The sequence below is a fragment of the Streptomyces sp. CB02923 genome (assembly GCF_001905005.1).
GTDB lineage: Bacteria > Actinomycetota > Actinomycetes > Streptomycetales > Streptomycetaceae > Streptomyces.
The window spans coordinates 677996-702640 of record NZ_LWKZ01000027.1 but is presented as its reverse complement, the minus strand read 5'-3'; the positions used below and the strand labels follow the sequence as shown (position 1 = coordinate 702640).

Annotated in this window: 17 protein-coding genes; 11 read left to right on the top strand and 6 right to left on the bottom strand. The window is 73.4% G+C overall.

The genetic code is table 11. From position 1 onward, the window contains the following. Positions 1-67: 67 nt before the first annotated feature. The 3 genes from A6A06_RS37995 to A6A06_RS37985 all read right to left on the bottom strand — a co-directional run bounded on the left by A6A06_RS37995 (position 68) and on the right by A6A06_RS37985 (position 4124). Positions 68-898, bottom strand: a complete 831-nt coding sequence (locus A6A06_RS37995; RefSeq protein ID WP_073768238.1) for a CPBP family intramembrane glutamic endopeptidase — start codon at positions 896-898, stop codon at positions 68-70. Beyond that, positions 895-2487: a S41 family peptidase gene (locus tag A6A06_RS37990; RefSeq protein ID WP_242441144.1), complete on the bottom strand. Its 1593-nt coding sequence runs from the start codon at positions 2485-2487 to the stop codon at positions 895-897. Before A6A06_RS37990 ends, A6A06_RS37995 begins: the two co-directional genes overlap by 4 nt. 218 nt (positions 2488-2705) lie before the next feature. Beyond that, complete coding sequence (locus A6A06_RS37985) at positions 2706-4124, bottom strand: ABC transporter permease (protein ID WP_242441143.1); 1419 nt, start codon at positions 4122-4124, stop codon at positions 2706-2708. 431 nt (positions 4125-4555) lie between these two features. Here A6A06_RS37985 and recN point away from each other — a divergent pair, with 431 nt between their 5' ends. The 3 genes from recN (at position 4556) to A6A06_RS37970 (ending at position 8728) form a co-directional block, all read left to right on the top strand. Further along, positions 4556-6283 carry a DNA repair protein RecN gene (gene recN / locus A6A06_RS37980; RefSeq protein WP_073768236.1) on the top strand — a complete coding sequence of 576 codons (1728 nt, stop codon included), beginning with the start codon at positions 4556-4558 and terminating at the stop codon, positions 6281-6283. 411 nt (positions 6284-6694) lie between these two features. Next, a complete protein-coding gene (locus tag A6A06_RS37975) occupies positions 6695-7837 on the top strand; it encodes a glycosyltransferase family 4 protein (protein WP_073768235.1) in 1143 nt (380 codons plus the stop codon). A gap of 240 nt (positions 7838-8077) precedes the next feature. Then, a complete protein-coding gene (locus A6A06_RS37970) occupies positions 8078-8728 on the top strand; it encodes a LysE family translocator (protein WP_079194621.1) in 651 nt (216 codons plus the stop codon). A gap of 76 nt (positions 8729-8804) precedes the next feature. On the opposite strand, the gene A6A06_RS37965 is transcribed toward A6A06_RS37970, so the two are convergent. Together A6A06_RS37965 and A6A06_RS37960 are read right to left on the bottom strand one after the other, a co-directional pair. After that, positions 8805-10430 carry a PucR family transcriptional regulator gene (locus A6A06_RS37965; RefSeq protein ID WP_073768233.1) on the bottom strand — a complete coding sequence of 542 codons (1626 nt, stop codon included), beginning with the start codon at positions 10428-10430 and terminating at the stop codon, positions 8805-8807. Positions 10431-10563: 133 nt separating this feature from the next. Continuing rightward, complete coding sequence (locus tag A6A06_RS37960) at positions 10564-11619, bottom strand: LacI family DNA-binding transcriptional regulator (protein ID WP_073768232.1); 1056 nt, start codon at positions 11617-11619, stop codon at positions 10564-10566. A 173-nt stretch (positions 11620-11792) separates the two neighbouring features. Here A6A06_RS37960 and A6A06_RS37955 point away from each other — a divergent pair, with 173 nt between their 5' ends. Together A6A06_RS37955 and A6A06_RS37950 are read left to right on the top strand one after the other, a co-directional pair. Next, the gene (locus tag A6A06_RS37955) at positions 11793-12758 is read left to right on the top strand and encodes a glycoside hydrolase family 16 protein (RefSeq protein ID WP_073768230.1); all 966 of its coding nucleotides are present in this window, start codon (positions 11793-11795) and stop codon (positions 12756-12758) included. After that, positions 12755-13936, top strand: a complete 1182-nt coding sequence (locus A6A06_RS37950; protein WP_073768228.1) for a beta-1,3-glucanase family protein — start codon at positions 12755-12757, stop codon at positions 13934-13936. Before A6A06_RS37955 ends, A6A06_RS37950 begins: the two co-directional genes overlap by 4 nt. A 126-nt stretch (positions 13937-14062) precedes the next feature. On the opposite strand, the gene A6A06_RS37945 is transcribed toward A6A06_RS37950, so the two are convergent. Continuing rightward, complete coding sequence (locus A6A06_RS37945) at positions 14063-15874, bottom strand: glycoside hydrolase family 15 protein (protein WP_073768226.1); 1812 nt, start codon at positions 15872-15874, stop codon at positions 14063-14065. Positions 15875-16308: 434 nt separating this feature from the next. Here A6A06_RS37945 and A6A06_RS37940 point away from each other — a divergent pair, with 434 nt between their 5' ends. The 6 genes from A6A06_RS37940 to A6A06_RS37915 all read left to right on the top strand — a co-directional run bounded on the left by A6A06_RS37940 (position 16309) and on the right by A6A06_RS37915 (position 24512). Next, positions 16309-17988: a CTP synthase gene (locus A6A06_RS37940; protein WP_073768224.1), complete on the top strand. Its 1680-nt coding sequence runs from the start codon at positions 16309-16311 to the stop codon at positions 17986-17988. A gap of 126 nt (positions 17989-18114) precedes the next feature. Further along, complete coding sequence (locus A6A06_RS37935) at positions 18115-18741, top strand: NUDIX domain-containing protein (RefSeq protein ID WP_073768222.1); 627 nt, start codon at positions 18115-18117, stop codon at positions 18739-18741. Positions 18742-18926: 185 nt separating this feature from the next. Further along, complete coding sequence (locus tag A6A06_RS37930; RefSeq protein ID WP_073768220.1) at positions 18927-21155, top strand: tetratricopeptide repeat protein; 2229 nt, start codon at positions 18927-18929, stop codon at positions 21153-21155. Positions 21156-21321: 166 nt separating this feature from the next. Further along, entirely contained in the window at positions 21322-22437 is a 1116-nt protein-coding gene (gene ald / locus A6A06_RS37925; RefSeq protein WP_073768424.1) for an alanine dehydrogenase, read from the top strand. 489 nt (positions 22438-22926) lie between these two features. Beyond that, entirely contained in the window at positions 22927-23943 is a 1017-nt protein-coding gene (locus A6A06_RS37920; RefSeq protein WP_030019435.1) for a ParA family protein, read from the top strand. Further along, positions 23928-24512, top strand: coding sequence for a hypothetical protein (locus tag A6A06_RS37915; protein ID WP_242441142.1), 585 nt, complete (start codon positions 23928-23930; stop codon positions 24510-24512). Before A6A06_RS37920 ends, A6A06_RS37915 begins: the two co-directional genes overlap by 16 nt. Positions 24513-24645 lie beyond the last annotated feature (133 nt).

The following is a 24645-nucleotide window of genomic DNA, read 5'->3' as shown; positions in this document are numbered from 1 at the left end:
CAGGGGGTGCCCGGGGCGGGGCAGAGCTTGCCGGGAGCGGGTCAGAGCCTGCCCTGCCCGGAGTGGGTCAGAGCCTGCCCTGCCCGGAGTGGGGCAGGGGGTGTCCGGAGCGGGCCGGGGCTCCGGGTCTTCGGCGGAGGGGCACGGCCACGGCCACCGCCGTGAGTGAGGCGACCGCGCCCTGGACGAGAGCGGACGCGGGGTGCACGGCATAGCCCGGGAACACCGACTCGACGACGTTGATCGTGGTGTGCAGGGCGACGGCCGTCAGCACGGCCCCGCCGGAGTTGAGGAAGAGCCAGACCATCAGGACCCGCACCGCGACCGAACCGAGGACCTGACCGGCGATCCACGGGGCGGTACGGCCTGCCTGGACGTATGCGACGACGTGCCAGGCCGCCCACACCAGACCGATGACCAGGCCCGCGCCGAGCGCTCCCCACCGCTCCTGCAAGGGCCGCAGCAGATACCCCGTCCACCCCGCCTCCTCGGCCACGGCCGCCACGAAGTACAGCACGAGGAGCAGCGGCACGGACGCGAGCGGGGAGTGCGGTCCGCCGGGCGGCTCTCCGGCCGCCGCCAGCAGCCCGTACGTCACGAGGAACATGGCGGGCACCGCGAGAACGGACAGCGCCCACCAGCCCGGCCGCCCCCTGCCGCGTACGGAGAACGTCCGCTTCGCCAGCTGCCGCACCCCGCGCCCGCCCTCTTCACGGAAGAGGAGGACAGCGGCCACCGCGATCGGCAGGACGAACTGGAACGCGCTCAGCGGCATTCCCATGGGCAGCGAACCGGAGAGGTCGACGACGGCACCGGCCACCCAGAACGGGACAGAGAGGGCGGTCAGCGCCGCGACGAACTTCCAGGGCGATCTGCGGACCGCCGTGGTCGGAGTCATGACGTCGGGTGGCCGGCGGCCAGGAGGGCGCGGGCGCGGGTCAGGGCCGGGTCGCGGTGGGCCGCGAGGTCCGCGGGGGCGAAGACCGGGGTGCGGACGATCGGGGGAATGCCCGCACCGTCGAACGTGCGGCCGTCCGCGGTCAGGAACTCCTCGTTGGGGAGGGCGAACCTCCAGCCGTTCGGCAGGGTGCGGTCCAGGGTGTCGGAGAAGACGCCCTGGGTGTTCTCGCCAATGAGGACCGGGGCGGGCGTACGGCCCAGCAGGGCCTGCGTGAAGGTCTCGCCCGCACTGATCGTGAGCCGTCCGGTCAGCAGCGCGAGCGGGCCCGTGTAACGCGGACCGCTGTGCGGGTGCACCCACACAGGCAGGTCGGGGGTGAACTTCCGCGGATCGTCCGGATCGTTGCGCGCGTGCTTGCGGTACGCGAGGTACGGGCGGGCCGTCAGCCGGGAGGCGACGCGCAGCCCGAGCGGGTCGGACCCGCCGCCGTTGCACCGCAGGTCGACCACGAGACCGCGCAGGGCCTGCGGCCCCGACGTACGGGCCTTGGTGAACACCGCGTCCAGCGCACGGTCCAGTTCCGCGACATCGCTCTCGTAGTCGTCCTGGTCCGTGTAGCCGTTGAAGGAGGTGATGCGGAAGTAGCCGAGACGGCCGGGGAGGTCGGGATGGCCGGGACGGTCGAGGAGATCGGGGCTGCCTGGGAGGTCGGCGTAGGAGAGGGCGCCGTCTGCCCATCGGTGCAGGGTGACGCCTCGGCCCAGGCCGGCGGCGATGGCCGTGTCCACCTGCTTCAGGAACGCGGGGGTGGGGAGGGTTGTCCCGGGCCGCATTCCCGCGTACACCCGGCCGGGGCCCGCGGCCAGGCGGGTGTGTCCGTCGTGCAGCGGCTCGATCATCTCGCGCAGGACGGCGAAGAGTTCGTCGTCGGTGGTCCGCGCGGTGACGTGCGGGCGGTGACGGTCGCGGACGGCGGCCCAGTCGATGCCCTTGGCGGCGAAGAACGGGTAGTTCTCGGCATAGGTATGCCAGAAGACGTCGAAGACCGTACGGGGGTCCTTCGCCGGGCGTCGGTGGCAGCGGGCGGGCAGCCCGGCGATGCGGTGGAGGGTGCGGTAACCGACGTTGTCCAGGATGCTCAGGCGGGCCACGTCGGCTCCCTGCGGGACGACCGTGACGCGCGCCGCGTCCGGTACGGCGAAGTGCACCCGGCCTCCGGCGCCCGGCGCGCCCGTACGGGTGCCGACGACGGACCCGGGGAGGCAGCTGACGGCCGTGGTCTCGTACGTACGCAGCCGCTGTCCGTCGATCGTGACGAGGGTGCCGTATCCGTCCATCCGCCACACGCCCTCCAGCGGCGCCGTGCGCCCCGCCGCAGGCTGCGCCGCGGCCCCGGCCGCCGTACGGGCCGTGTGCGGGCCGCCGGACGGCGTGCAGGCGGTGGCAACAGCCGAGGCGGCCAGCAGCAGGGCGGCTCGCCGCGTGGTGGGGCGGTGGGGAACGTCCGCTGCGGCGGGTGGGGCTGCCGGGGGCGGGTCCGGGGCGGGCTTCGGTGATGCTGTCGGTCCGGTCGGCTGCTCGGTCATGGATGGCCCCCGTTGTGTCGTGGTGTGTCGTGTTGTGTTGTGGTTCAGGCTGAGGTCGGGTGGTGTCGGGTGGGGTCGGCTGCCGTGTCCGGGAGGGGGCGGCCAGCCCAAGGACCTGGGACCCGGGGACCTGGCGGCCCCTGGCGGCTCCCGGCAGCCTTCGGCGGTCCGGGACCCGGGGACCCGGCGGCTCCCGGCGGCCCGGGACCCGGGCTTCGTCAGGCCGCTGCCAGCGTCTCCGTGGCGCGGCGGCGCAGGGCCGCGTGGACCGGCAGGCCGGTGGCGAGCAGCGCAAGGAGGAGCACGCCGCCGGATATCCCGAGGGCCGCCGTCCAGGGCAGGTACGGCAGCGGACTCCCGTACGCGGCCCGCAGCAGCGGGGCGAGCGTGCAGAGCGCGATGGCGGTGCCCAGGAGCAGGGCCGTGCCCGCGACGACGACCGCCTCCCAGGCGGCCATGGACCGCACCTGGCGCGGGGTGGTGCCGATCAGGCGCAGCAGGGCCAGATCGCGGCGGCGCTCGGTCGTGATCATGGCGAGGGTGTTGGCGGCGGCTATGGCGGCGAAGCCCGCGTACAGGCCGGTGCCGACGTAGTCCATCCAGACCGAGGCGGCCGGGCCCGCCGAGCCGGTCTCGTGCCGGGCGGTGGTGAGCATCGCGATCTTCGTCGTGCTGAACGCGACGACCAGGACCAGCGGGACCACGGCGGCGGAGAAGCGGCGCGACTGCGTCGTCACGTTCAGCATGGCGAGTTCGGCGGTGCTGCCGAGGCGGCCTGCCGACCGGGCGACGAGCCAGGCCACCGGGCCGACGATGCGGGGCCCGAGCAGGCCGACGCCGAAGCAGAACAGGAGCAGGACGAGGAACGCCCCGCTGCCCGCCTTCTCCGGCAGGCCGGCCAGCACCCGGGAGACGACCACGCCGCCCGCGACCGCGGCCAGGCCCAGCGGCAGCCGCAGCAGCCCCAGCTTGCGGCGGCCCGCCGCGGCCTCCTCCAGGGCGCGCGCGGGCCGCAGCGCGGCGAACCGGCTCGCGGCGAGCACCCCCGCGAGGGCCGAAGTCACCGTCGCCACCGCGAGGCACACGGGCAGCGCCACCCAGCTGAAGGTGAACGCGACGCCCGGCGGGATCAGGCCGTGGTCCGCCATGCCGGTGAACCACCAGCGCGCGAGGACCCCGCCGAGCGCGAACCCGGCCACCGCCGACGGCACCGCCGCCGCCACGGCCTGCGCCGCGACCGCGCGCCGGAGCTGCCACGGCCGGGCGCCGATCGCGCGCAGCATCGCGAACTCGCGGTGCTGCTGGGTGACGGCCGTACCCATCGTCGAGGCGAGGACGAACACCGACAAATAGATGGAGACGAGCAGAAAGGCGGTGGCCATGATGCCGATGTCGGAGGCCGCCATGGCACGCCGCGCGGCCGGGGGGACGCCTTGCGCGCCGGTGGCGGTCAGCAGCATCGTCGAGGCGCTGACCACGGTGGCCGCGAACAGGGCCGCGACGGCCGTCCCGGCGAAGGACGCCCGGTGGCCGCGCAGCGCCGCACGCGCCAGCCCGCTGGTCGCCGGCCCCTTGGGCGCCCGGCCGGGCGGATGACCAGCGGCAGCCCGGCCACCGTGCGCGGGGCCGCTCTGCACGGAATCACCGTACGCAGGACCGTCGTACGCAGGACCGCCATGCGCAGGACCGCCATGCGCAGAACCGTCATCCGCAGGGCCGCTCTGCACGGCGTCCGCGGGGCCGCCGCGCCCAGGACCGCCGTCCGCGGGGCCGCCGTGCCCAGGACCACCATGCCCGGGACCACCATGCCCGGGACCGCCGCCCCCAGGGCCCTCGTGGGCAGGAGACCAGGCCTCCGCGTCGCCCCCCGCCGTCGCTCCGCCGGACATGTGGCACACCCTTCCGTTCGTGTTCTTGTGACAGCGTGACGGACGGGACGGGGGCACCGCCATGAGGAAACCACCCGTTCCCGGGGTGGGGTTTTCCGCAGAGCGCGGCGCCGGAACGAGGGGGAGGCCGTCGCGGGGCGGGCCCGGGACCTCGTAAGGTCGTACCCGTGTTGGAGGAGATGCGGATCAGGTCCCTGGGCGTCATTGACGATGCCGTCGTCGAGCTGTCGCCGGGTTTCACGGCGGTGACCGGCGAAACGGGCGCGGGCAAGACCATGGTCGTCACCAGCCTCGGGCTGCTGCTCGGCGGGCGCGCCGATCCCGCCCTGGTGCGGATCGGAGCCAAATCGGCGGTCGTGGAGGGCCGCATAGCGGTGGGCCCCGCGGCACCGGCAGCGGTACGGGCCGAGGAGGCGGGCGCCGAGCTGGACGACGGAACGCTGCTGATCAGCCGCACGGTGTCGGCCGAGGGCCGCTCGCGTGCGCACGTCGGCGGACGTTCCGTCCCCGTCGGGCTGCTGGGGGAGTTGGCGGACGACCTGGTCGCGGTGCACGGCCAGACCGACCAGCAGGGCCTGCTGCGCCCGGCCCGGCAGCGCCAGGCTCTGGACCGTTACGCGGGCGACGCGGTGTCCGTACCGCTCGCCAAGTACACCGCCGCGTACCGGCGGCTGCGCGCCGTCGCCACCGAACTGGACGAGCTCACCACCCGCGCCCGCGAACGGGCGCAGGAAGCCGACCTGCTGCGCTTCGGCCTGGAGGAGATCGCCGCGGCCGAACCGCAGCCGGACGAGGACTCCGAGCTGGCCGCCGAGGCCGAACGGCTCGGTCACGCCGAGGCGCTGGCCTCGGCCGCCGCCGTCGCGCACGCCGCGCTCGCCGGCAACCCCGAGGACCTGGAAGCCGTCGACGCCACGACCCTGGTCGCGGGCGCGCACCGCGCGCTGGACGCCGTACGCAGCCACGACCCGGTGCTGTCCGCGCTCACCGAGCGGCTGGGCGAGATCGGCATCCTGATGGCGGACGTCGCGGGCGAACTGGCCAGTTATGCGGACGGACTGGACGCCGACCCGCTGCGGCTGGCCGCCGTGGAAGAGCGCCGCGCCGCGCTCACGCACCTGACGCGCAAGTACGGCGAGGACATCACCTCCGTGCTCTCCTGGGCGGAGGAGAGCGCGGCCCGGCTCGCCGAACTCGACGGCGACGACGACCGGATCGGTGAACTGGCGTCGGAGCACGACGCACTGCGCGCGGAACTGGGCGAGCTGGCGCAGGCGTTGACCGACGCCCGCGAGGCGTCGGCGAAGCGATTCGCCGACGCGGTGACGGCCGAACTGGCCGAGCTGGCCATGCCGCACGCCCGGGTGAGCGTGCAGATCAGCCAGACCGAAACCGCCGACGAGGACGACGGCGTCGAGGTCGGCGGCCGTACGGTGGCCTTCGGCCCCACCGGCGCCGACGAGGTGGAGCTGCTCCTCGCCCCGCACCCCGGCACCCCGCCCCGCCCCATCGCCAAGGGCGCCTCCGGCGGCGAACTCTCCAGGGTGATGCTGGCGGTCGAGGTGGTCTTCGCCGGTTCCGACCCCGTACCGACCTATTTGTTCGACGAGGTGGACGCGGGCGTCGGCGGCAAGGCCGCCGTGGAGGTCGGCCGTCGGCTGGCCCGCCTGGCGCGGTCGGCCCAGGTCGTGGTCGTCACCCACCTCCCGCAGGTTGCGGCCTTCGCCGACCGGCAGCTGCTCGTGGAGAAGACCCACGACGGCTCGGTGACCCGAAGCGGTGTCACGGTCCTGGAGGGCGAGGACCGGGTACGCGAACTCTCCCGCATGCTCGCGGGCCAGGAGGACTCCGAGACGGCACGCGCCCACGCGGAAGAACTCCTGGAAACCGCCCGCGCGGGACGCTGAGCGGGGCGGGGCAAAGGTAGGGCAGGGGCCGGGCCCGGCGTCGCGGCCGTGTCCGTGCCGGGGCTGCCCGCCCGTACGCGTACGGCGGCGGCACTGGCAGTGCTGGCGGCCGGCGGCGTCAGCCGGGTTGTTGGCGCGTAACGGCTGGCCCCCGCACCAGGTCACTGTCGCTGGGCCACAGGAGTGGGCGGTTTGTCGCCCATATGGGTGGTCACGTGGGTGTATGGGCGATGTGTTCCCTTGGGGTGGCTCGTCAGCGGTGCCGGATCCACAGCGAGGGCTGGCATCCTGGGGGCGCAGCGAGTACGGCCGCGAGCGACCGCGTCACCGTGCCGGCGCCTGCCCCGGGCGGCGCCGGAAACCGGCGGCGCGCCGCCCGGCCCGTCCACCGACCCCAGGAGCACCGCCCACGTGACCAGCACCCCGGCCCCGCCGCACGGACAGTCGCCGCTGCGCACGGTCCAGGTGCTGGGCCGCGGCAGCGCGGGCAGTGCCGCCCACGTCCGTTCGCTGGCCGCCGGGCTGGTGGCCCGCGGTGTCCGGGTGACGGTGTGCGCCACGCCCGCCGCCGAGGACACGTACGACTACACGGACGCGGGCGCGCGGTTCGTGCCGGTCCCGCCGCGTGCCGACCCGGTGAGCATGACGTCGCTACGGGCCGCCTGCGGGGACGCCGACCTGGTGCACGCGCACGGCCTGCGGGCGGGCCTGCGCGCCGCGTTGGCCCTCCAGGGTCCGCGGGGCCGCCGGGTCCCCCTCGTGGTCACCTGGCACACCAAGGCGCATACGGAGGGACCGCGGGCCCGCCTCGTCCACCTGCTGGAACGGCGGGTGGCGCGGGCCGCCGCGGTCGTCCTGGGCGCATGCTCGGACCTGGTGGACCGGGCGCGCGAGCGCGGCGCCCGCGACGCGCGCCTGGCCCCCGTCGCGATCCCGGCCCCCCGGACGGGCGGCCGCCCCCTCACGGCGGAGGACCGGCCCGCCCACAAGCAGCGCGCCGAACTGGGCGCGGTCGACCGCCCCTTGATCCTCGTCGTCGGCCGCCTGGAGGCCCACCAGGGGCACGGCCTCCTGCTGGACGCGGCGCACGCCTGGTGCGCCCTGGACCCGCAGCCGATGGTCGCGGTGGCGGGGGAGGGCGGGCAGCGCGAGGCGCTCCAGCGGCGCATCGACACCGAAGAGCTGCCGGTACGCCTGCTCGGCCGCCGCGACGACGTGCCCGAACTCCTCGCCGCCGCCGACCTCCTGGTGCTGCCCAGCCGCTGGGAAGCCCGCTCGCTGATCGCCCAGGAGGCACTGCGGGCCGGAGTCCCGCTGGTGGCCACCGACGTCGGCGGCACCCGCGAACTGGTCGGCCGCGCCGCCGAACTGGTCCCGTACGGCGACGCCGCCGCCCTCGCCCGTACCGTCCTGGATCTGCTGGCCGACCCCACGCGCCGGGACGCCCTCGCCGCCGCGGGACGGGCGCAGGCCGCGGGCTGGCCGACCGAGGACGCCACGGTCGCGCAGGTGCTCAGCGTGTACGACGAGCTGATGCAGCGCCGGGAGCGCTGAACGCCCCTCCCGGGCAGGCCCCAGGATCCCCGCAAGGGCTCGACCCCGGCCCCCGGCCCCCGGCCCCCGGCCCCCGCCCCTCGGGAGGGGCCCCGGACCCCGGCTCTCGGAAGGCCCTCGGACCCCGCCCCTCGGAAGGCCCTCGGCCCCGAAAAAAGGGTGCGCCCCCACAACTCCCCGCCCGGTACAGTCACCCGGCACTCCACATGATCACCACACCCCGTACGACAGGAGGCTCCCGTGACCGCCGCGCTCCTCGGCTTCGCGCTCTTCGCCCTGCTGGTGTCGATGGCCCCCGGGCCGGACACCCTGCTGGTACTGCGCAACTGCCTGCGCGGCGGCAGACGGGCCGGCGCCGCCTCCGCGCTCGGCTCCGCGGCGGGCTCGCTGGTCTGGGCCGCAGCCGCCGCGGCCGGGCTAGCGGCGGTGTTGCAGCGCTGGGACGCCGCGTTCATGACGGTACGGCTGGTGGGCGCGGCCTATCTGGTGGTGCTGGGCGCGCAGGCCCTGTGGACGTACCGGCGGGCGGCCGCGGGTGCCACGGAGGGGATGGGGGAGGCGCCCGCGGGAGACGTGGGGGCGCTCCGCCCGCTGCGGGCGTTCCGGCTGGGGCTCATCGGCTGTCTGCTCAATCCCAAGGTCGGGATCTTCTTCGTCGCCGCCGTCCCCCAGTTCCTGCCGGAGGGCCACTCGGCGCTGGGCATGACCCTGCTCTTCGGACTGATCGACGCGGTGATCGCGGGAGGCTGGCTGCTGCTGGTGGCCGTGTGCGCCGGACGGCTGCTGCGGTGGCTGCGGCGGCCGCGGGTGCACCGCAACCTGGAGCGCGGCACCGGCGGTCTCCTGCTGGCGCTGGGCGTCGGCACGGCGGCCGAGACGCTGCGGGCCTGACGGGCCGAGAGCTGCCCGGTGGAGGGCACCCCCGCACCCTCGGGGTCCTCACCCCAGGGGCCTCACCCCGGGGCCCTCACGTCCGGTCCGTGTGCCGCCGGGCCCGCAGGGCCAGCCGCAGGCCGAGGACGGTCTGCGGATCGTCCAGGTCCGTGCCCAGCAGCTGGGCGATGCGGGCCAGCCGGTCGTACAGCGTCTGCCGGTTGACGGTCAGGTCGCGTGCCGTCTCCGCCTTGCGGCCCGCGCTGGCCAGGTACGCCTCCAGTGTCGGCAGCAGCGGCTGGCGGGCGGACCGGTCGTGCACGAGCAGCGGGCCGATGGCACGGTCCACGAAGTCCGTCAGTACGCCCTGTTCGCCGTGTTCGCGCATCCGCCACAGCAGCAGTTCGATGTCCAGCCGGCGCGCGTCGTGCCACGGCTGTTCCGGCAGGCCCTGCGCGGCGGCGGCCGCTTCCGTGGCGTGCCGCAGCCCGGGGCCCGCCGCGGGCCAGTCGCCCGCCGTGCCGACCACGACCACCGGACGCCGTGCCGCCGGGGAGTCCGCCCCGGCCCGTACGACCCCCGTGTGCAGGGCCTCGGCGACCCGGCCGGCGGCGGCCGTACGATCCTGGCCCGCGCGCAGCGCAACGAGCAGCGGCACCCGGCCCTCGACGGGCCGTACACCGAGCAGGACGGGCACGCCCAGGGCGGCCAGTTCCTCGCGCAGGGCGCGGGCCAGGACCGCCCAGCTGCCCGGCGTGGGCAGTTGGGAGGGCAGCCGCATGACCACGGGAAGGATCGGTTCGCCGCCCGGCCGGAAGCCCAGCAGGCGGGCCTGCGCCGGAGCCTCGCCCGCGGTGATCCGGCCCGCCGCCAGATCGGCCAGGAAGTCACCGCGCCCGCGTGCGGCCAGTACCTCCTCCTGACGGGACTGGAGCATCACGACGGCGAGCAGGTCGGCGGCGCGCTCGGCGGCGATCCGGTGCACCGGCGCGACGGGCGCGTTGACGGGCAGCAGGACCAGCCGGGCGCGTACGGCGTCGGGGCCGGGACCGCCGCCCGGCACGTCCACCCGCAGGCCGGTCTCCCGCAGCCCCTCCCACGCCTGGAGGGGATCGGCGTCCGCGGCTCCGCCGTCGTCCGGGCCCGCCGCGTACAGGGGGCTGCCGTCGGGGGCCTCCAGGCAGAGCGGGTTGCCCGTGAAGGCGGCCAGCCGCCGCAGCACCTCGGGGGCGCCGCCGCCGCGCAGCAGGACGTCCGTACAGCTGCGCAGGAGTTCGTCGGCCTGCCGCAGCAGCAGGTAGTGGCTGTTGACCAGCTCGGTGTGGATCTCTTCGGTGACGGCGACGTACGGGACCTCGCGGTGCAGCTGCACCAGCGGCAGACCGCAGGCCCGCGCGCTGTCGACGACGGCGGACGGCAGCGCCTCGAAGCGGGAGCCCAGCTCCACGACGAGGGCGGCGATCTCGCGGTCGGCCAGTTCGCGGACGAAGGCGCGCTGTTCGGAGGGGCGGGTGCCCAGGCCGAGGCCGGTGGTCAGCAGCAGCTCACCGCCCTTGAGCAGCGACGCGATGTGCGGCACCTCACCCGCGTGCACCCAGCGTACGGCGCGGTCGAGGTTGTCCTCACCGGCCAGCACCTCGGGCAGCCCGCGCCGCAGCGCGGGCAGCTCCAGCGCCCTGCGTACCGTGATCACCGCTTCGATCTTCGCTTCCGGCCCCATGGCGTCGAACGCTACCCGCAGTCCTCCGCGGTCCGCTGTCCGGACATACGGGGACGGCAGCGTCTCGCCGTACGTCCGGGTCCCGCACGGCAGCGCCCGTACGACAGCGCCACCTCGTACGTCCGGGAACGCCTCACCCCGATTCCCTGACCACCAGCGTCGCCGCCGTGACCACCGGGGACGGCTCCTCCCCGGCCGCGTCCGGACGCGGCCCGTCCGCCGCCAGGCGCCGCAGCAGCAGCCGTGCCATCAGGCGGCCCATCTCCTCCACGTCCTGGCGCACCGTGGTCAGCGGCGGATCCGTCCACGCCGCGGGGTCCAGGTCGTCGTACCCCACCACGCCCACGTCCCGCGGTACCCGGCGGCCGTGCGCCCGCAGGGTCCGCAGCGCGCCGGAGGCCATCAGGTCGGAGCAGACGAAGACGCCGTCCAGGTCCGGTGCGGCGGCCAGCAGCTCGGCCATGGCCCGCTCGCCGCCCCGGGCGGTGAAGCCGCCGTCCGCGATCAGCCGCGGGTCGGGCACGGCGGGGGCCAGCGCGTCGCGGTAGCCGTCCAGGCGGTCCTGGGCGGAGGTCTGGTCGAGCGGCCCGGTGATCACGGCGATCCGGCGGCGGCCGCGGGCGCGGAGGTGGCGTACGGCCTGCCGGGCGCCGTCGCGGTTGTCGGTGTCGACGTACAGCGGGGGCGGCGCGTGGCCGGGGCCCGTCCAGCCGGGGCGGCCGCCGTAGACCGTGGGCAGGCCGGACGCCTCGGCCATCGCGGGCAGCGGGTCGTCGCGGTGCAGCGAGAACATCAGCACGCCGTCGGCGTGCCCGGCGGACAGGTAGCGGCCGACGCGTTCGCAGTCGGCGCGGGTCTCCTGGAGGAGCAGCAGCAACTGGACGTCGGCGGCGGACAACTCACGGCTGATGCCGCGCAGCTGACGGCCGAAGAACGGGTCGGCGAAGATCCGGGCCTCCGGCTCGGCGATCACCACGGCGACCGCGCCGGTGCGGCGGGTCACCAGGGAGCGGGCCGCGCTGTTCGGTACGTACCCCAGGTCGGCGACCGCGCGCCGGACCCGTTCCCGCACCTCACCGCGCACCCCGGCCCCGCCGTTGACCACGCGGGAGACCGTGGCGCGCGAGACGCCGGCCCGCGCGGCGACGGCCTCCAGCGTCGGGCGCCCGTCTTTCGATGTATGCACCATTCAACCCCCGAAATGCAAAACGGACCAACTCCCTGGTCCACACCAAGCCTTGACGACCCGCCGGGAAGTCGGCACTGTGTGCCCACACGCGGCGTGAGAGCGCTCTCAATGTCTCAGGCCGTGTGTGCCCACGGAACTCCTCACCACCCCCACCTTGCCGAGGAGCGCATGTCATGAACACGAAAATACCGGTACGCAAACGGAGCCGGGCGAGAACCGCGGCACTGCTCGGCACGCTCGGCGCCGCCTTCGCCCTCGTCCTCGCCTGGCCACCCGCGCTGCCCGCCGCTTCGGCCGGCGAATCGGCGGCCACGTTCGCGGAGGTCTGGCGCACCGACTTCAACGGCCCGGCAGGCTCCCGCCCGTCATCCGCCGACTGGATCACCGACACCGGTACGAGCTACCCGGGCGGCCCCGCCAACTGGGGCACCGGCGAGCGCCAGACCTACACCGACCGCCCCGAGAACCTCCAGCTCGACGGCGCCGGCCATCTGAAGATCACCGCCCTGAAGAACGGCGCCACCTGGACCTCCGGCCGCATCGAGACCCGCCGCACCGACTTCGCCGCCCCGGCCCGCGGCAAGCTGCGCATCGAGGCGCGCGTCAAGATGCCCGACGTCTCCGGCGACGCGGCGCTCGGCTACTGGCCGGCGTTCTGGACACTCGGCGCCGAATTCCGCGGCAACTACTGGAACTGGCCGGGCATCGGCGAGTTCGACATCATGGAGAACGTCAACGGGGCCAACCGCGTCTGGGGCGTGCTGCACTGCGGCGTCAACCCCGGCGGCCCCTGCAACGAGACGCAGGGCAAGGGCAATTCCCGCGTCTGCCCGGGCGCCACCTGCCAGGCCGGATTCCACACCTACGCCCTGGAACTGGACCGCACCGGCTCCACCGAATACCTCCACTGGTCCGTCGACGGGCAGCGCTTCCACACCGTCAGCTCCGCCGACATGGACGCCAACACCTGGGCCAAGGCCACCCACCACGGCCACTTCGTCCTGCTCAACCTCGCGATGGGCGGCGCCTTCCCGGACGGCGTCGCGGGCCGCGCCACCCCCACCGACGCGACACGTCCCGGCGGGTCCCTCCTCGTCGACCACGTGTCCGTCTCCGTACAGCAAGGAGCCACCGCATGATCTCCCGTCGCACCATCCTCGGCGGCCTCGCCGCGACCACCGCCGCCGGAGCCGGCGCCGGCCTGCTCGCCCGTACCGCAGGCGCCGCACCGGCCGGACCCGCACCGGCGGGCGCCGCCGCGGCCGGTCTGCCGCTGCGCATCGACAACCGCACGGGCCGCTACGCCAACACGGCCGTCTGGATCTACATCGTCGGCAACGTCGGCGGCCAGCAGGTACGCGTCACTCCACAAGGTGAAGTCAAGCCCATAGCCCTCGGCGACAACCGTCCGGACGGATTCACCGACTACGCCATGCCGCTCGCCGCGAACGGCATCACCACCCTGCGGATCCCGCGGATGTCCGGACGCATCTACGCGTCGCTCGGCAGCAAGCTCAAGTTCAAGGCCGTGAAGGACGGCAACGGCAAAGCCGCGCTGGCCTACCCGGCCGGCTGGGTGTCCGGCGACCCCAACTACCAGATCGTGCACGACTGCGCGGAGTTCACGTACGACCAGTCCGGCATGCACTGCAACACCACGTCGGTCGACATGTTCAGCGTCCCGATGTCCATCCGCCTCACCGGCGCCCGGGACCAGACGGCCGGAGCGCTCAAGGCCGGTGCCCGCTCCCGCATCTTCTCCGAGATCGGCCGCACCCCGGGGTTCGGCAAGCTGGTCGTCGGCGACAAGCGCGTCATCGCCCCCAGCCACGGCCTGGACAGCGGACTGTTCGACCGGAACTACCTCGCGCCGTACATCGACCGCGCCTGGAACGCGTACACGTCCAAGGACCTGAAGGTCACCACCAACGCCGGTACCTTCACCGGCCGGGTCAGCGGCAGCCAGTTCACTTTCCGGGGCCCCGCGCAGTTCTCCATCGCCAAGCCCTCCACCCGCGATGTGCTCTTCTGCGACGGCGCCCTGCTCGCCCCCAACGACGGGCTGAAGGGCCCGGTCGCCGCGGTACTCGGCGCCGCCCTCAACCGCGCCACCCTCGCCGACCACGCGGGCCAGCCCACCACGAACGCGGGCACCTTCTACAAGGGACAGCTCGCCAACCACTACGCGCGGGTGCTGCACGCCGAGGCCGCCGACGGCAAGGCGTACGGCTTCGCCTTCGACGACGTCGCCAACTTCGCCTCGTACATCGAGGACGGCGCGCCGCGCGAGATGACCCTCACGCTGACCCCCTTCTAGCCGACCGTCCGACCGTCCGACCGTCCGACCGTCCGGCCGACAGCTGGCGGCCGACGAAGCGAACGAGGGGCCACGGCACCGCCGTGGCCCCTCCCGCGTGTCCGCGCGCTACTGCCCGCGCGCCGCCTACCCGCCGTACGCGCCGCTGGCCGTCAGCCGCAGCGCCGTATCGATCAGCGGAACATGGCTGAACGCCTGCGGGAAGTTGCCCACCTGCCGCTGGAGCCGGGAATCCCACTCCTCGGCCAGCAGGCCCAAATCGTTGCGGAGCGAGAGCAGCTTCTCGAACAGGATCCGCGCCTCCTCCACCCGGCCGATCATCGCCAGGTCGTCGGCCAGCCAGAACGAGCACGCCAGGAACGCGCCCTCGTCGCCCTCCAGGCCGTCCACGCCCGCGTCGTCGCCCGAGGTCGGGTAGCGCAGGACGAAGCCGTCCTCGGTGCCCAGCTCCCGCTGGATGGCCTCGATGGTGCCGATCACCCGCTTGTCGTCCGGCGGCAGGAAGCCCATCTGCGGGATCAGCAGCAGCGAGGCGTCCAGCTCCTTGGAGCCGTATGACTGCGTGAAGGTGTTCCGCTCCGGGTCGTAGCCCTTCGCGCACACCTCCCGGTGGATCGTCTCGCGCAGCTGCCGCCAGCGGTCCAGCGGGCCGTCCACGTCACCGGACTCGATCAGCTTGATCGTGCGGTCCACCGCGACCCAGGTCATCACCTTGGAGTGCACGAAGTGGCGGCGCGGGCCGCGCACCTCCCAGATGCCCTCGTCCGGCTCGTCCCAGTGCTTCTCCACCCACTGGATCAGCTTGAGCTGGAGCAGCGAGGCGTAGTCGTTGCGGGCCAGGCCGGTGTTGTGCGCCAGGTGCAGCGCCTCGGTGACCTCGCCGTACACGTCGAGCTGGAGCTGCCCGGCGGCGCCGTTGCCGACCCGGACCGGCTGCGAGTTCTCGTAGCCGGTCAGCCAGGTCAGCTCGTTCTCGCCCAGCTCCCGCTCGCCCGCGATTCCGTACATGATCTGCAGGTTCTCCGGGTCGCCGGCCACCGCGCGCAGCAGCCACTCGCGCCAGGCACGGGCCTCCTCCCGGTAGCCGGTGCGCAGCAGCGAGGACAGGGTGATCGCCGCGTCGCGGAGCCAGGTGAAGCGGTAGTCCCAGTTGCGCGAGCCGCCGATGTCCTCGGGCAGCGAGGTGGTGGGCGCCGCGACGATGCCGCCGGTCGGCGCGTACGTGAGCGCCTTGAGCGTGATCAGCGAGCGGACCACCGCGTCCCGGTACGGGCCGTGGTACGTGCAGTGGTCGACCCACTCGCGCCAGAAGTCCTCGGTCGCCTCCAGCGCTGCCTCCGGCTCCGGCACGCCCGGCGGACGGCTGTGGGACGGCTGCCAGCTGATGGTGAACGCGATCCGCTCACCCGGGCCGACCGTGAAGTCCGCGTACGTCGTCAGGTCCCGGCCGTACGTCTCGGCGTCCGTGTCCAGCCACACCGAGTCGGGACCGGCGACCGCGACGGTGCGCTCGTCGACCTTGTGGACCCACGGCACCACCCAGCCGTAGGAGAACCTCATGCGCAGGGCCGAGCGCATCGGCACCCGCCCGCTGACGCCTTCCACGATACGGATCAGCTGCGGCGTCGCGTCCTCGCGCGGCGGCATGAAGTCGATGACCCGTACGGTGCCGCGCGGGGTGTCCCACTCGGATTCCAGGACGAGCGAGTCGCCCCGGTAGCGGCGCCGGTCGGCGGGCGGCGGCCCGCCTTCGGGGCTGTGCGCGGGCCCCAGCCGCCAGAAACCGTTCTCTTCCGTGCCCAGCAGTCCTGCGAAGACCGCGGGTGAGTCGAAGCGGGGCAGGCACAGCCAATCCACCGTGCCGTCCCGGCACACAAGACCGGCGGTCTGCATATCGCCGATGAGTGCGTAGTCCTCGATGCGCCCGGCCACGTGCATCTCCCGTCGAACTGGAGTGACGCCCCCCATGGGACGTGTGATCTTGTCCGTCCTGCCCATGAAACTCCGCCGAGCAGCGAGTCCGGAAATCGGGCGGGGGTGGTGCCTTGCCGGACGGCCCGTGGCGAGTGTCCGAGCAGGATACGACGCACGGCAGTGATCCGCTTGCCGCTGCGGTAAGACAGCACTGCGCCGAACGGGTGGCCTGGGTCACGCGGGGCGCCGCGCGCCCCGCAGGGACCGGCCGTACGTGTGCGACGCGAGCGTCACCGGGCACGACCATGCCCGGTCGCTGATAGCCTGGTATCCCGTGGACCGGTGGGCCCGGCGCAAGTCATACGGCACCCCGACCGCAGCGACGGCACCCCTGAAATCCGCAGTGGGTGGCTGATCCGCACCCTTCACCACGCGACCACGGGAGCCCCCTCTTGGCCATGCCGCCCAAATCTTCGACGACCAAGCACCTCTTCGTCACCGGGGGCGTCGCCTCCTCCCTCGGCAAGGGCCTCACCGCCTCCAGCCTGGGCGCGCTGCTCAAGGCGCGGGGCCTGCGGGTCACGATGCAGAAGCTCGACCCGTACCTGAACGTCGACCCCGGCACGATGAACCCGTTCCAGCACGGTGAGGTCTTCGTCACGAACGACGGCGCCGAGACCGACCTGGACATCGGCCACTACGAGCGCTTCCTGGACGTCGACCTCGACGGCTCCGCGAACGTCACCACCGGCCAGGTCTACAACACCGTGATCGCCAAGGAGCGGCGCGGCGAGTACCTCGGTGACACCGTGCAGGTCATCCCGCACATCACCAACGAGATCAAGCACCGCATCCGCCGGCTGGCCCACGAGGACGTCGACGTCGTCATCACCGAGGTCGGCGGCACGGTCGGCGACATCGAGTCGCTGCCGTTCCTGGAGACCGTCCGCCAGGTCCGCCACGAGGTCGGCCGGGACAACGTCTTCGTCGTGCACATCTCGCTGCTGCCCTACATCGGCCCCTCCGGCGAGCTGAAGACCAAGCCGACCCAGCACTCGGTCGCGGCGCTGCGCAACATCGGCATCCAGCCGGACGCCATCGTGCTGCGCGCCGACCGCGAGGTCCCCACCGCCATCAAGCGCAAGATCTCGCTGATGTGCGACGTGGACGAGGCCGCCGTCATCGCCTGCCCGGACGCCCCGTCCATCTACGACATCCCCAAGGTCGTGCACGCCGAGGGCCTGGACGCGTACGTCGTGCGCAAGCTGGACCTGCCGTTCCGCGACGTGGACTGGACCGTCTGGGCCGACCTGCTGGACCGGGTGCACAACCCCGACCACGAGGTGAAGGTCGCGCTGGTCGGCAAGTACATCGACCTGCCCGACGCCTACCTGTCGGTCACCGAGGCGCTGCGCGCCGGAGGCTTCGCCAACAAGGCCCGCGTGAAGATCAAGTGGGTCACCTCCGACGACTGCAAGACCCCGGCCGGGGCCAAGCAGCAGCTCGCCGACTGCGACGCGGTCTGCATCCCCGGCGGCTTCGGCGACCGCGGCGTGGACGGCAAGGTCGGCGCCATCACCTACGCCCGCGAGAACAAGCTCCCGCTGCTCGGCCTGTGCCTGGGCCTGCAGTGCGTGGTCATCGAGGCGGCCCGCAACCTGGCCGGCATCGAGGGCGCGAACTCCACCGAGTTCGACCCGGCCGCCGCCGACCCGGTCATCTCCACCATGGCCGAGCAGATGGACATCGTCGCCGGCGACGGCGACATGGGCGGCACCATGCGGCTGGGCATGTACCCGGCCAAGCTGGCCGAGGGTTCGATCGTGCGGGAGGTCTACGACGACCAGCCGTACGTCGAGGAGCGCCACCGCCACCGCTACGAGGTCAACAACGCCTACCGCGGCGAGCTGGAGAAGAAGGCCGGCCTGCTGTTCTCCGGCACTTCCCCGGACAACAAGCTGGTCGAGTACGTCGAGTACCCGCGCGAGGCGCACCCCTACCTGGTCGCCACCCAGGCGCACCCGGAGCTGCGCTCCCGCCCGACCCGCCCGCACCCGCTCTTCGCGGGCCTGGTGAAGGCGGCCGTCGAGCGCAAGACCGGCGCGGCGGCCGGTGACAAGAAGGGCGCCAAGGCCTGACCCCGCGGGCCGCTGGTGCCCCACGTGAAGCGCGTGGGGCACCAGCGGCCTCCGGGTACGGTTGACCGGGGTACCTGGCCTTTCCTGGCCGGGCGCCCCGGTCGACTGCTTTTCGGAAGGACGTACATGGCCATCCAGGACAGCCCGGAAGCGTGGCGGGTCACCGCCACCGCGACGCCGTTCACCGGCAAGAAGACGAGTATCCGTACGGACGAGGTCGTCATGCCGGACGGCTCCACGGCCACCCGCGACTACCAGGTCCACCCCGGCTCGGTGGCCGTCGTCGCGCTCGACGAGAACGACCGGGTGCTGGTCCTGCGCCAGTACCGCCACCCCGTGCGGCACAAGCTCTGGGAGATCCCCGCCGGGCTCCTGGACATCCCCGGCGAGAACCCGCTGCACGCCGTCCAGCGCGAACTCTACGAGGAAGCGCACGTCAAGGCCGAGGACTGGCGGGTGCTGACGGACGTCTACACCACCCCCGGCGGCTGCGACGAGGCCGTACGGATCTTCCTGGCCCGCGACCTGTCCGAGGCGGAGGGCGAGCGCTTCGAGGTCTCCGAGGAGGAGGCCGACATGGAGCTGGCGCGGGTGCCCGTCGCCGACCTGATACGTGGCGCGCTCGCCGGTGAACTGCACAACAACTGCCTGGTGGTGGGCGTGCTCGCACTGGCCGCCGCCCGCGCGGACCAGGGCCTGGACGCGCTGCGCCCGGCCGACGCGCCGTGGCCCGCCCGCCCGTTCGAGGCCTGAGAGCCGCCGCCGCGCCGCCGCCCACGATCTCCCCACGGCCTGCGGTCCGATGATGCGCTGATCCGGACGGGTGACTCAACCGTCGTGCTCCACAGGGCGCGTGACGGGTCGTGAACTACGCTCGACGGCGTTCCCGTACGCGACCGCGGCGGGCTCGTAAGCGCAGGTGGACGGGAGCGTGACCCGTGGCGGATCAAGCGGTGGGCGGGGGCCACGTCCCGCCGGGGAAGGCGGGCGGACCCGCGACGGCGGCACGGCAGCGGCCGGCGCCGGACCCGGACGGCACGGCCGCGGCGTCCGGCACCGATCGCGCCGCCGCCGGCCGGGACGCGGACGGCGGCGGCGCGGCGGACCGCCCCGGCAGCCGCCGGCCGGCCGGCCGCCGGACCGTGCCGCCCGCCGCCACCGCGGCCGGCGGCTTCATCGGCCGCCGCCGCGAGCTGAAGGCCCTCCGCGCCGACATCGCCCGCACGGGCCTGGACACCCTCTCCGGCCGCCGGGGCGCCCGCAGCCGCGTCCTGCTCATCGCCGGACGCCCCGGCTCCGGCCGCAGCGCCCTGGCCGCCGAACTGGCCCGGCAGCTCGCCGACGACTACCCCGACGGCGTACTGCGCGCCACCCTGACCACCCCGGGCGGCGGCCCCGTACCCCTCGACCTCGTCGCCCGCGACCTGCTCACCGCACTCGGCGCCCCCGTGCAGCCCGGCGCCGCCGAGGACGAGCTGGCCGAGGCGCTGCGCGCGGCCCTCGCCGAGCGCAGCGCCCTGCTCCTGCTGGACGACGCGGCCGGCGCCGAACAGGTCGAACCGCTGCTGCCGGACGCCGCCGACTGCCTCGTCGTCGCGGTCTCCGAGGGCCCGCTCACCGGCATCACGGACGTACGGCCCTGCACCCTGGGCGGCCTGGACAACGCGTCCGCCGTCGAACTGCTCAGCCGGTACGCGGGCCCCACCCGCATCACCGTCGACCCGCGCTCCGCCGACGCCGTCGCCGAGGAGTGCGGCGGCCGCCCCGCCGCACTCGTGCTGGTCGGCGGCTGGCTCGCCGAACGCCCCAAGAACTCCGTCGCCGACCTCCTCCAGGCGCTGCGCGACGTACCGGAACAGGCCGACGAACCGGCCGGCGGCCGCCCCCTGGCCCGCGCCTTCCGCCTCGTGTACGACACCCTGCCGCCCGTCGCCGCCCGCACCCTGCGGCTGATCGCCCTCGCCCCGGCCGGACTGGTGGACGCGCACATCGCCTCCGCCCTCGCCGGGTGCTCCGTCGCCGCCGCCGAGTCGGCGCTCCAGGACTTCGCCGCCAAGGGCGTGCTGCGGCCGGTGGAGAGCACGGAGCCGCATCCGGAAGGGCCCGGGTCCCCGGCCGCCGGGAGCGCCGGCCTCCAGGCGCAGTACCGGATGCCCGGCTGCCTGGCCCAGCTCGTACGCGCCGCCCTTCACGACAGGGAACGTCCCGCCGAGATCCAGCTCGCCAGGGCCCGGATGCTGGAACGCACCGTACGGCTGCTCCAGTCCTGCCGGGCGCTCGGCGAACCCGCCGGGTCGCCCGCCCGCCAGAAGGTGGCCGGCCTGCCGCGCTCACTGCGCTTCGCCTCCACCGCCTCCGCCGCCGCCTGGCTGCGCAGCCGCCGGACCGCCCTCCTGGAGGCGGCCCGCATCGCCGTCGAGGAAGGCGAACTGGACACCCTGGACCGGCGGCTGATGGCCGCGATCGTCCGCACCCTGATCGCCCACCAGGGCGCCGAGGCCGCCGCCCCCGACCTCTACGGACTGCACGGCCTGGTCCTGGAGGTCGCCGAACGCCGCGGCCTGGCGCGGGAGCGGGCCGCGGCGCTGCTCAACCTCGGCGACCTGGACGCGCAGGCCGGGCGGACCGCGGACGCGATGGCCCGCTACCGGGGCGCGCTGAGCGCCGCGCGCGAGGTCAGGGACCCCATCGCGACCGTACGGGCGCTGGAGTCGCTGGGCGGCACGTACACGGAACTGGGGGACTGGCAGCGGGCCGCCGACTGGTACGGGCGCGCGCTGGAACTGCGCCTGACCCGGGGCGAGAACGCGGACGGCGCGCGGCTGCACGGCCGGATCGGCGCGGTGCTGACCTACGCGGCGCGGTGGGGCGAGGCGCTCAAGGAGTGGCGGGCCGCCTACGGCACGTACCGGAGGCTGGGCGACGTGGCGGGCCAGGCCCGCGCGCTCGGCGAGGCGGCGCGGGTGCAGGAGTACGCGGGCCGGCCCGAGGAGTCGCTGCGGACCTGCACCGCGGCCCTCTCGCTGGCCGCCGAAGCCCGTGACGGACGGCTGGAGGCGGCGCTGCAACTGCGGATCGCGGACACCCTCGACCGGCTCGGCGACCCGGCAGCCGCAAGGCTGCACCGGGGGATGGGGGAACGTCTCCTCTCAGATCACCCACAGTGACCTACGAAATCGGTGGTGTTCCTCTCAGTAATAGATGCTTTGCAAGGCTAGACAACTCGGAATCCTTAAATAGACTGGCCAGGCCGCGGACGCCGCGGTCAGTCCCGGCATGCCTGGCATGCATGGATTTCCTCCTGCAAGCTCTCTTACAAGGACCGTGATCGACGTGAAGGTCGGCATCCCCCGCGAGGTCAAGAACAACGAGTTCCGGGTGGCGATCACGCCCGCCGGTGTGCACGAGCTGGTCCGCCACGGCCACCAGGTCTTCATCGAGAAGGACGCCGGCCTCGGCTCCGCCATCCCGAACGAGGAGTACGTCTCGGCCGGTGCCGAGATCCTCGGCACCGCCGACGAGGTCTGGGCCACCGCGGACCTGCTGCTGAAGGTCAAGGAGCCGATCGCGGAGGAGTACCACCGCCTCCGCAAGGACCAGACCCTCTTCACCTACCTGCACCTGGCCGCCTCCCGCGAGTGCACCGACGCCCTCCTGGAGTCCGGTACCACCGCCATCGCCTACGAGACCGTCGAGACGCCCGGCCGCCAGCTGCCGCTGCTCGCCCCGATGTCCGAGGTCGCGGGCCGTATCGCCCCGCAGGTCGGCGCCTACCACCTGATGCGCCAGGCCGGCGGCCGCGGCGTGCTGCCGGGCGGCGTGCCCGGCGTGGCCGCGGGCAGGGCCGTCGTCATCGGCGGCGGCGTCTCCGGCTGGAACGCCGTGCAGATCGCCGTGGGCCTCGGCTTCCACGTCACGCTGCTCGACAAGGACATCAACAAGCTGCGCGAGGCGGACCGGATCTTCGGCACCAAGGTGCAGACGATCGTCTCCAACGCCTACGAGCTGGAGAAGGCCGTCGTCGAGGCCGACCTCGTCGTCGGCGCGGTGCTCATCCCGGGCGCCAAGGCCCCGAAGCTCGTCACCAACGAGCTGGTCGCCAAGATGAAGCCCGGAAGTGTCCTTGTCGACATCGCGATCGACCAGGGCGGCTGCTTCGAGGACTCCCGGCCCACCACCCACGCCGAGCCGACCTTCCAGGTCCACAACTCGGTCTTCTACTGCGTGGCCAACATGCCCGGCGCCGTGCCGAGCACCTCCACCTACGCGCTGACCAACGCCACGCTGCCCTACATCGTGTCGCTGGCGAACAACGGCTGGGTCGAGGCGCTGCGCCGCGACGCCGCCCTCGCCAAGGGTCTGAACACCCACGACGGCAAGGTCGTCTACGGTCCCGTCGCCGAGGCGCACGGCCTGGAGGCCACCGACCTGGCCACGCTTCTCGGCTGAGGCGTCAATAGCGCGCGTCAATGACGCACTGCCGGCCGGGCCTTGTCGACAAGGCCCGGCCGCGGCCGTTCATCGACACGCCGCACGCCCGAAACCGCACGGACGGTCCTCAACTCGCCGAGAACGTAACCCTTTAACCGATTCGCACACCCTCGAAACATCGGGGTTGTGCGGCTTGCACCCTTGACATTGGCATGTTCGATTGCCGACACATCGGGCCGGGTCCGGCGGATTGTGTTGCTGCGAACGCCCGACACGCCATAGAGTCGCCAACCGTCGGCATAGTGCCACGCTGACCTATCGATAAGTTTCCTGGTCACATCCAAGGAGGTAAGACGACTTGTGAATGAGTCGACATTTACTCCCGGAGGTGGACGACCAGGAGCGGTTGCACGGGGCCAGGGCCCCACGGGGCTCCAGGCTGTCGGCTCCGTCGCTGTCCACGCCTTCGCAGCCCAACAGAGCCCCACGACGACAGCCCACCAGAGCATGGACGGCCATCACGTGAACGCCATGGCCGGCGACCGGGGCGGCTCAGATCCCACCCGGCTCGCCGACTACGACGACCTGCCCGAGGGGCACTTCTACGATCCGGACGCGGAGTACGAGCCGGACCCCGAGTACGCGGCCACGCTCGCGCCGGACGCCGCCCGCCAGCGCCGCGAACGTGTCGGCCCGACCGGGCGCCCCCTTCCCTACTTCCCGATTCCAGGACCGTTGACGGACCACGGACCCGCCAAGATCATCGCGATGTGCAACCAGAAAGGCGGGGTGGGAAAGACCACCTCGACCATCAACCTGGGTGCCGCGCTCGCCGAATACGGCCGACGGGTGCTGCTCGTCGACTTCGACCCGCAGGGCGCGCTGTCCGTCGGGCTCGGCGTCAACCCGATGGAACTGGACCTGACGGTCTACAACCTGCTCATGGAGCGGGGCATGTCGGCCGACGAGGTGCTGCTGAAGACCGCGGTCCCGAACATGGACCTGCTGCCCAGCAATATCGATTTGTCAGCCGCCGAGGTCCAGCTGGTCAGCGAGGTCGCGCGCGAGTCGACGCTCCAGCGTGCGCTGAAGCCGCTGATGGCCGACTACGACTACATCGTCATCGACTGCCAGCCCTCCCTCGGCCTGCTCACCGTCAACGCGCTGACGGCGGCTCACAAGGTCATCGTCCCGCTGGAGTGCGAATTCTTCGCGCTGCGCGGTGTGGCGCTGCTCACCGAGACGATCGAGAAGGTCCAGGAACGGCTCAACCCCGACCTGGAACTCGACGGCATCCTCGCGACGATGTACGACTCGCGGACCGTACACAGCCGCGAGGTCCTCGCGCGCGTCGTCGAAGCGTTTGACGACCACGTGTACCACACCGTCATCGGCCGTACCGTGCGCTTCCCCGAGACCACCGTCGCGGGCGAACCGATCACCACGTACGCGTCCAACTCCGTCGGTGCCGCGGCCTACCGTCAGCTCGCCAGGGAGGTGCTCGCCCGGTGTCACGCCGAGTGAGTCTGCCCGGAGCCGACGAATTGTTCCGTACGACCGGGGGGTCGGGGCTGCAGTCCCCGGCGCCCCGCAAGACCAACGGTCCGGCCGCGGCCAACGGCGCCTCCCCCGTCAACGGGGAGACGCCGCGGGTTCCCGCGCCCGGGGGCGAGCCCGAGGCGGGGCCGGGCCCGGGGCCCGGAGAGGAAACGACCCCGCGGCAGCGGCGCCCCGAACCGGACAGCGGCGCGGACGGCACGGCACCGGCCGAACACGGGGGCCGCGGGCGCGGCGGCACGGAAGCGCAGCCGGCGGCGACCGGCGAAGCCAAGGACGGCGGGTCCTCCCGCCGGCGCGGCCGTGGCGCGAACCGGCGGCCCAGCGGGCGCGAACGGCACGACGAGAAGATCACGGTCTACGTCTCCGCCGAGGAGCTCATGGACCTCGAACACGCTCGCCTCGTCCTTCGTGGCGAACACGGGCTTGCGGTTGATCGCGGGCGGATCGTTCGTGAAGCGGTGGCGGTGGTTCTGGCGGACCTGGAGTCGCGGGGGGACGCGAGTATTTTGGTGCGGCGGTTGCGGGGGCGCTGACGCGCGCGGTTTTCGGTTTGTGGGTTCACCTTGTGCGGGGTGGGCGTTTGCGCTTCGCGCGAGGGGGTTCGCTGGCGGGCGGGGTCGTATGGCTTTCGCTGTGGGGCGGGGGCGCGCAGGGGGCCAACTCCTC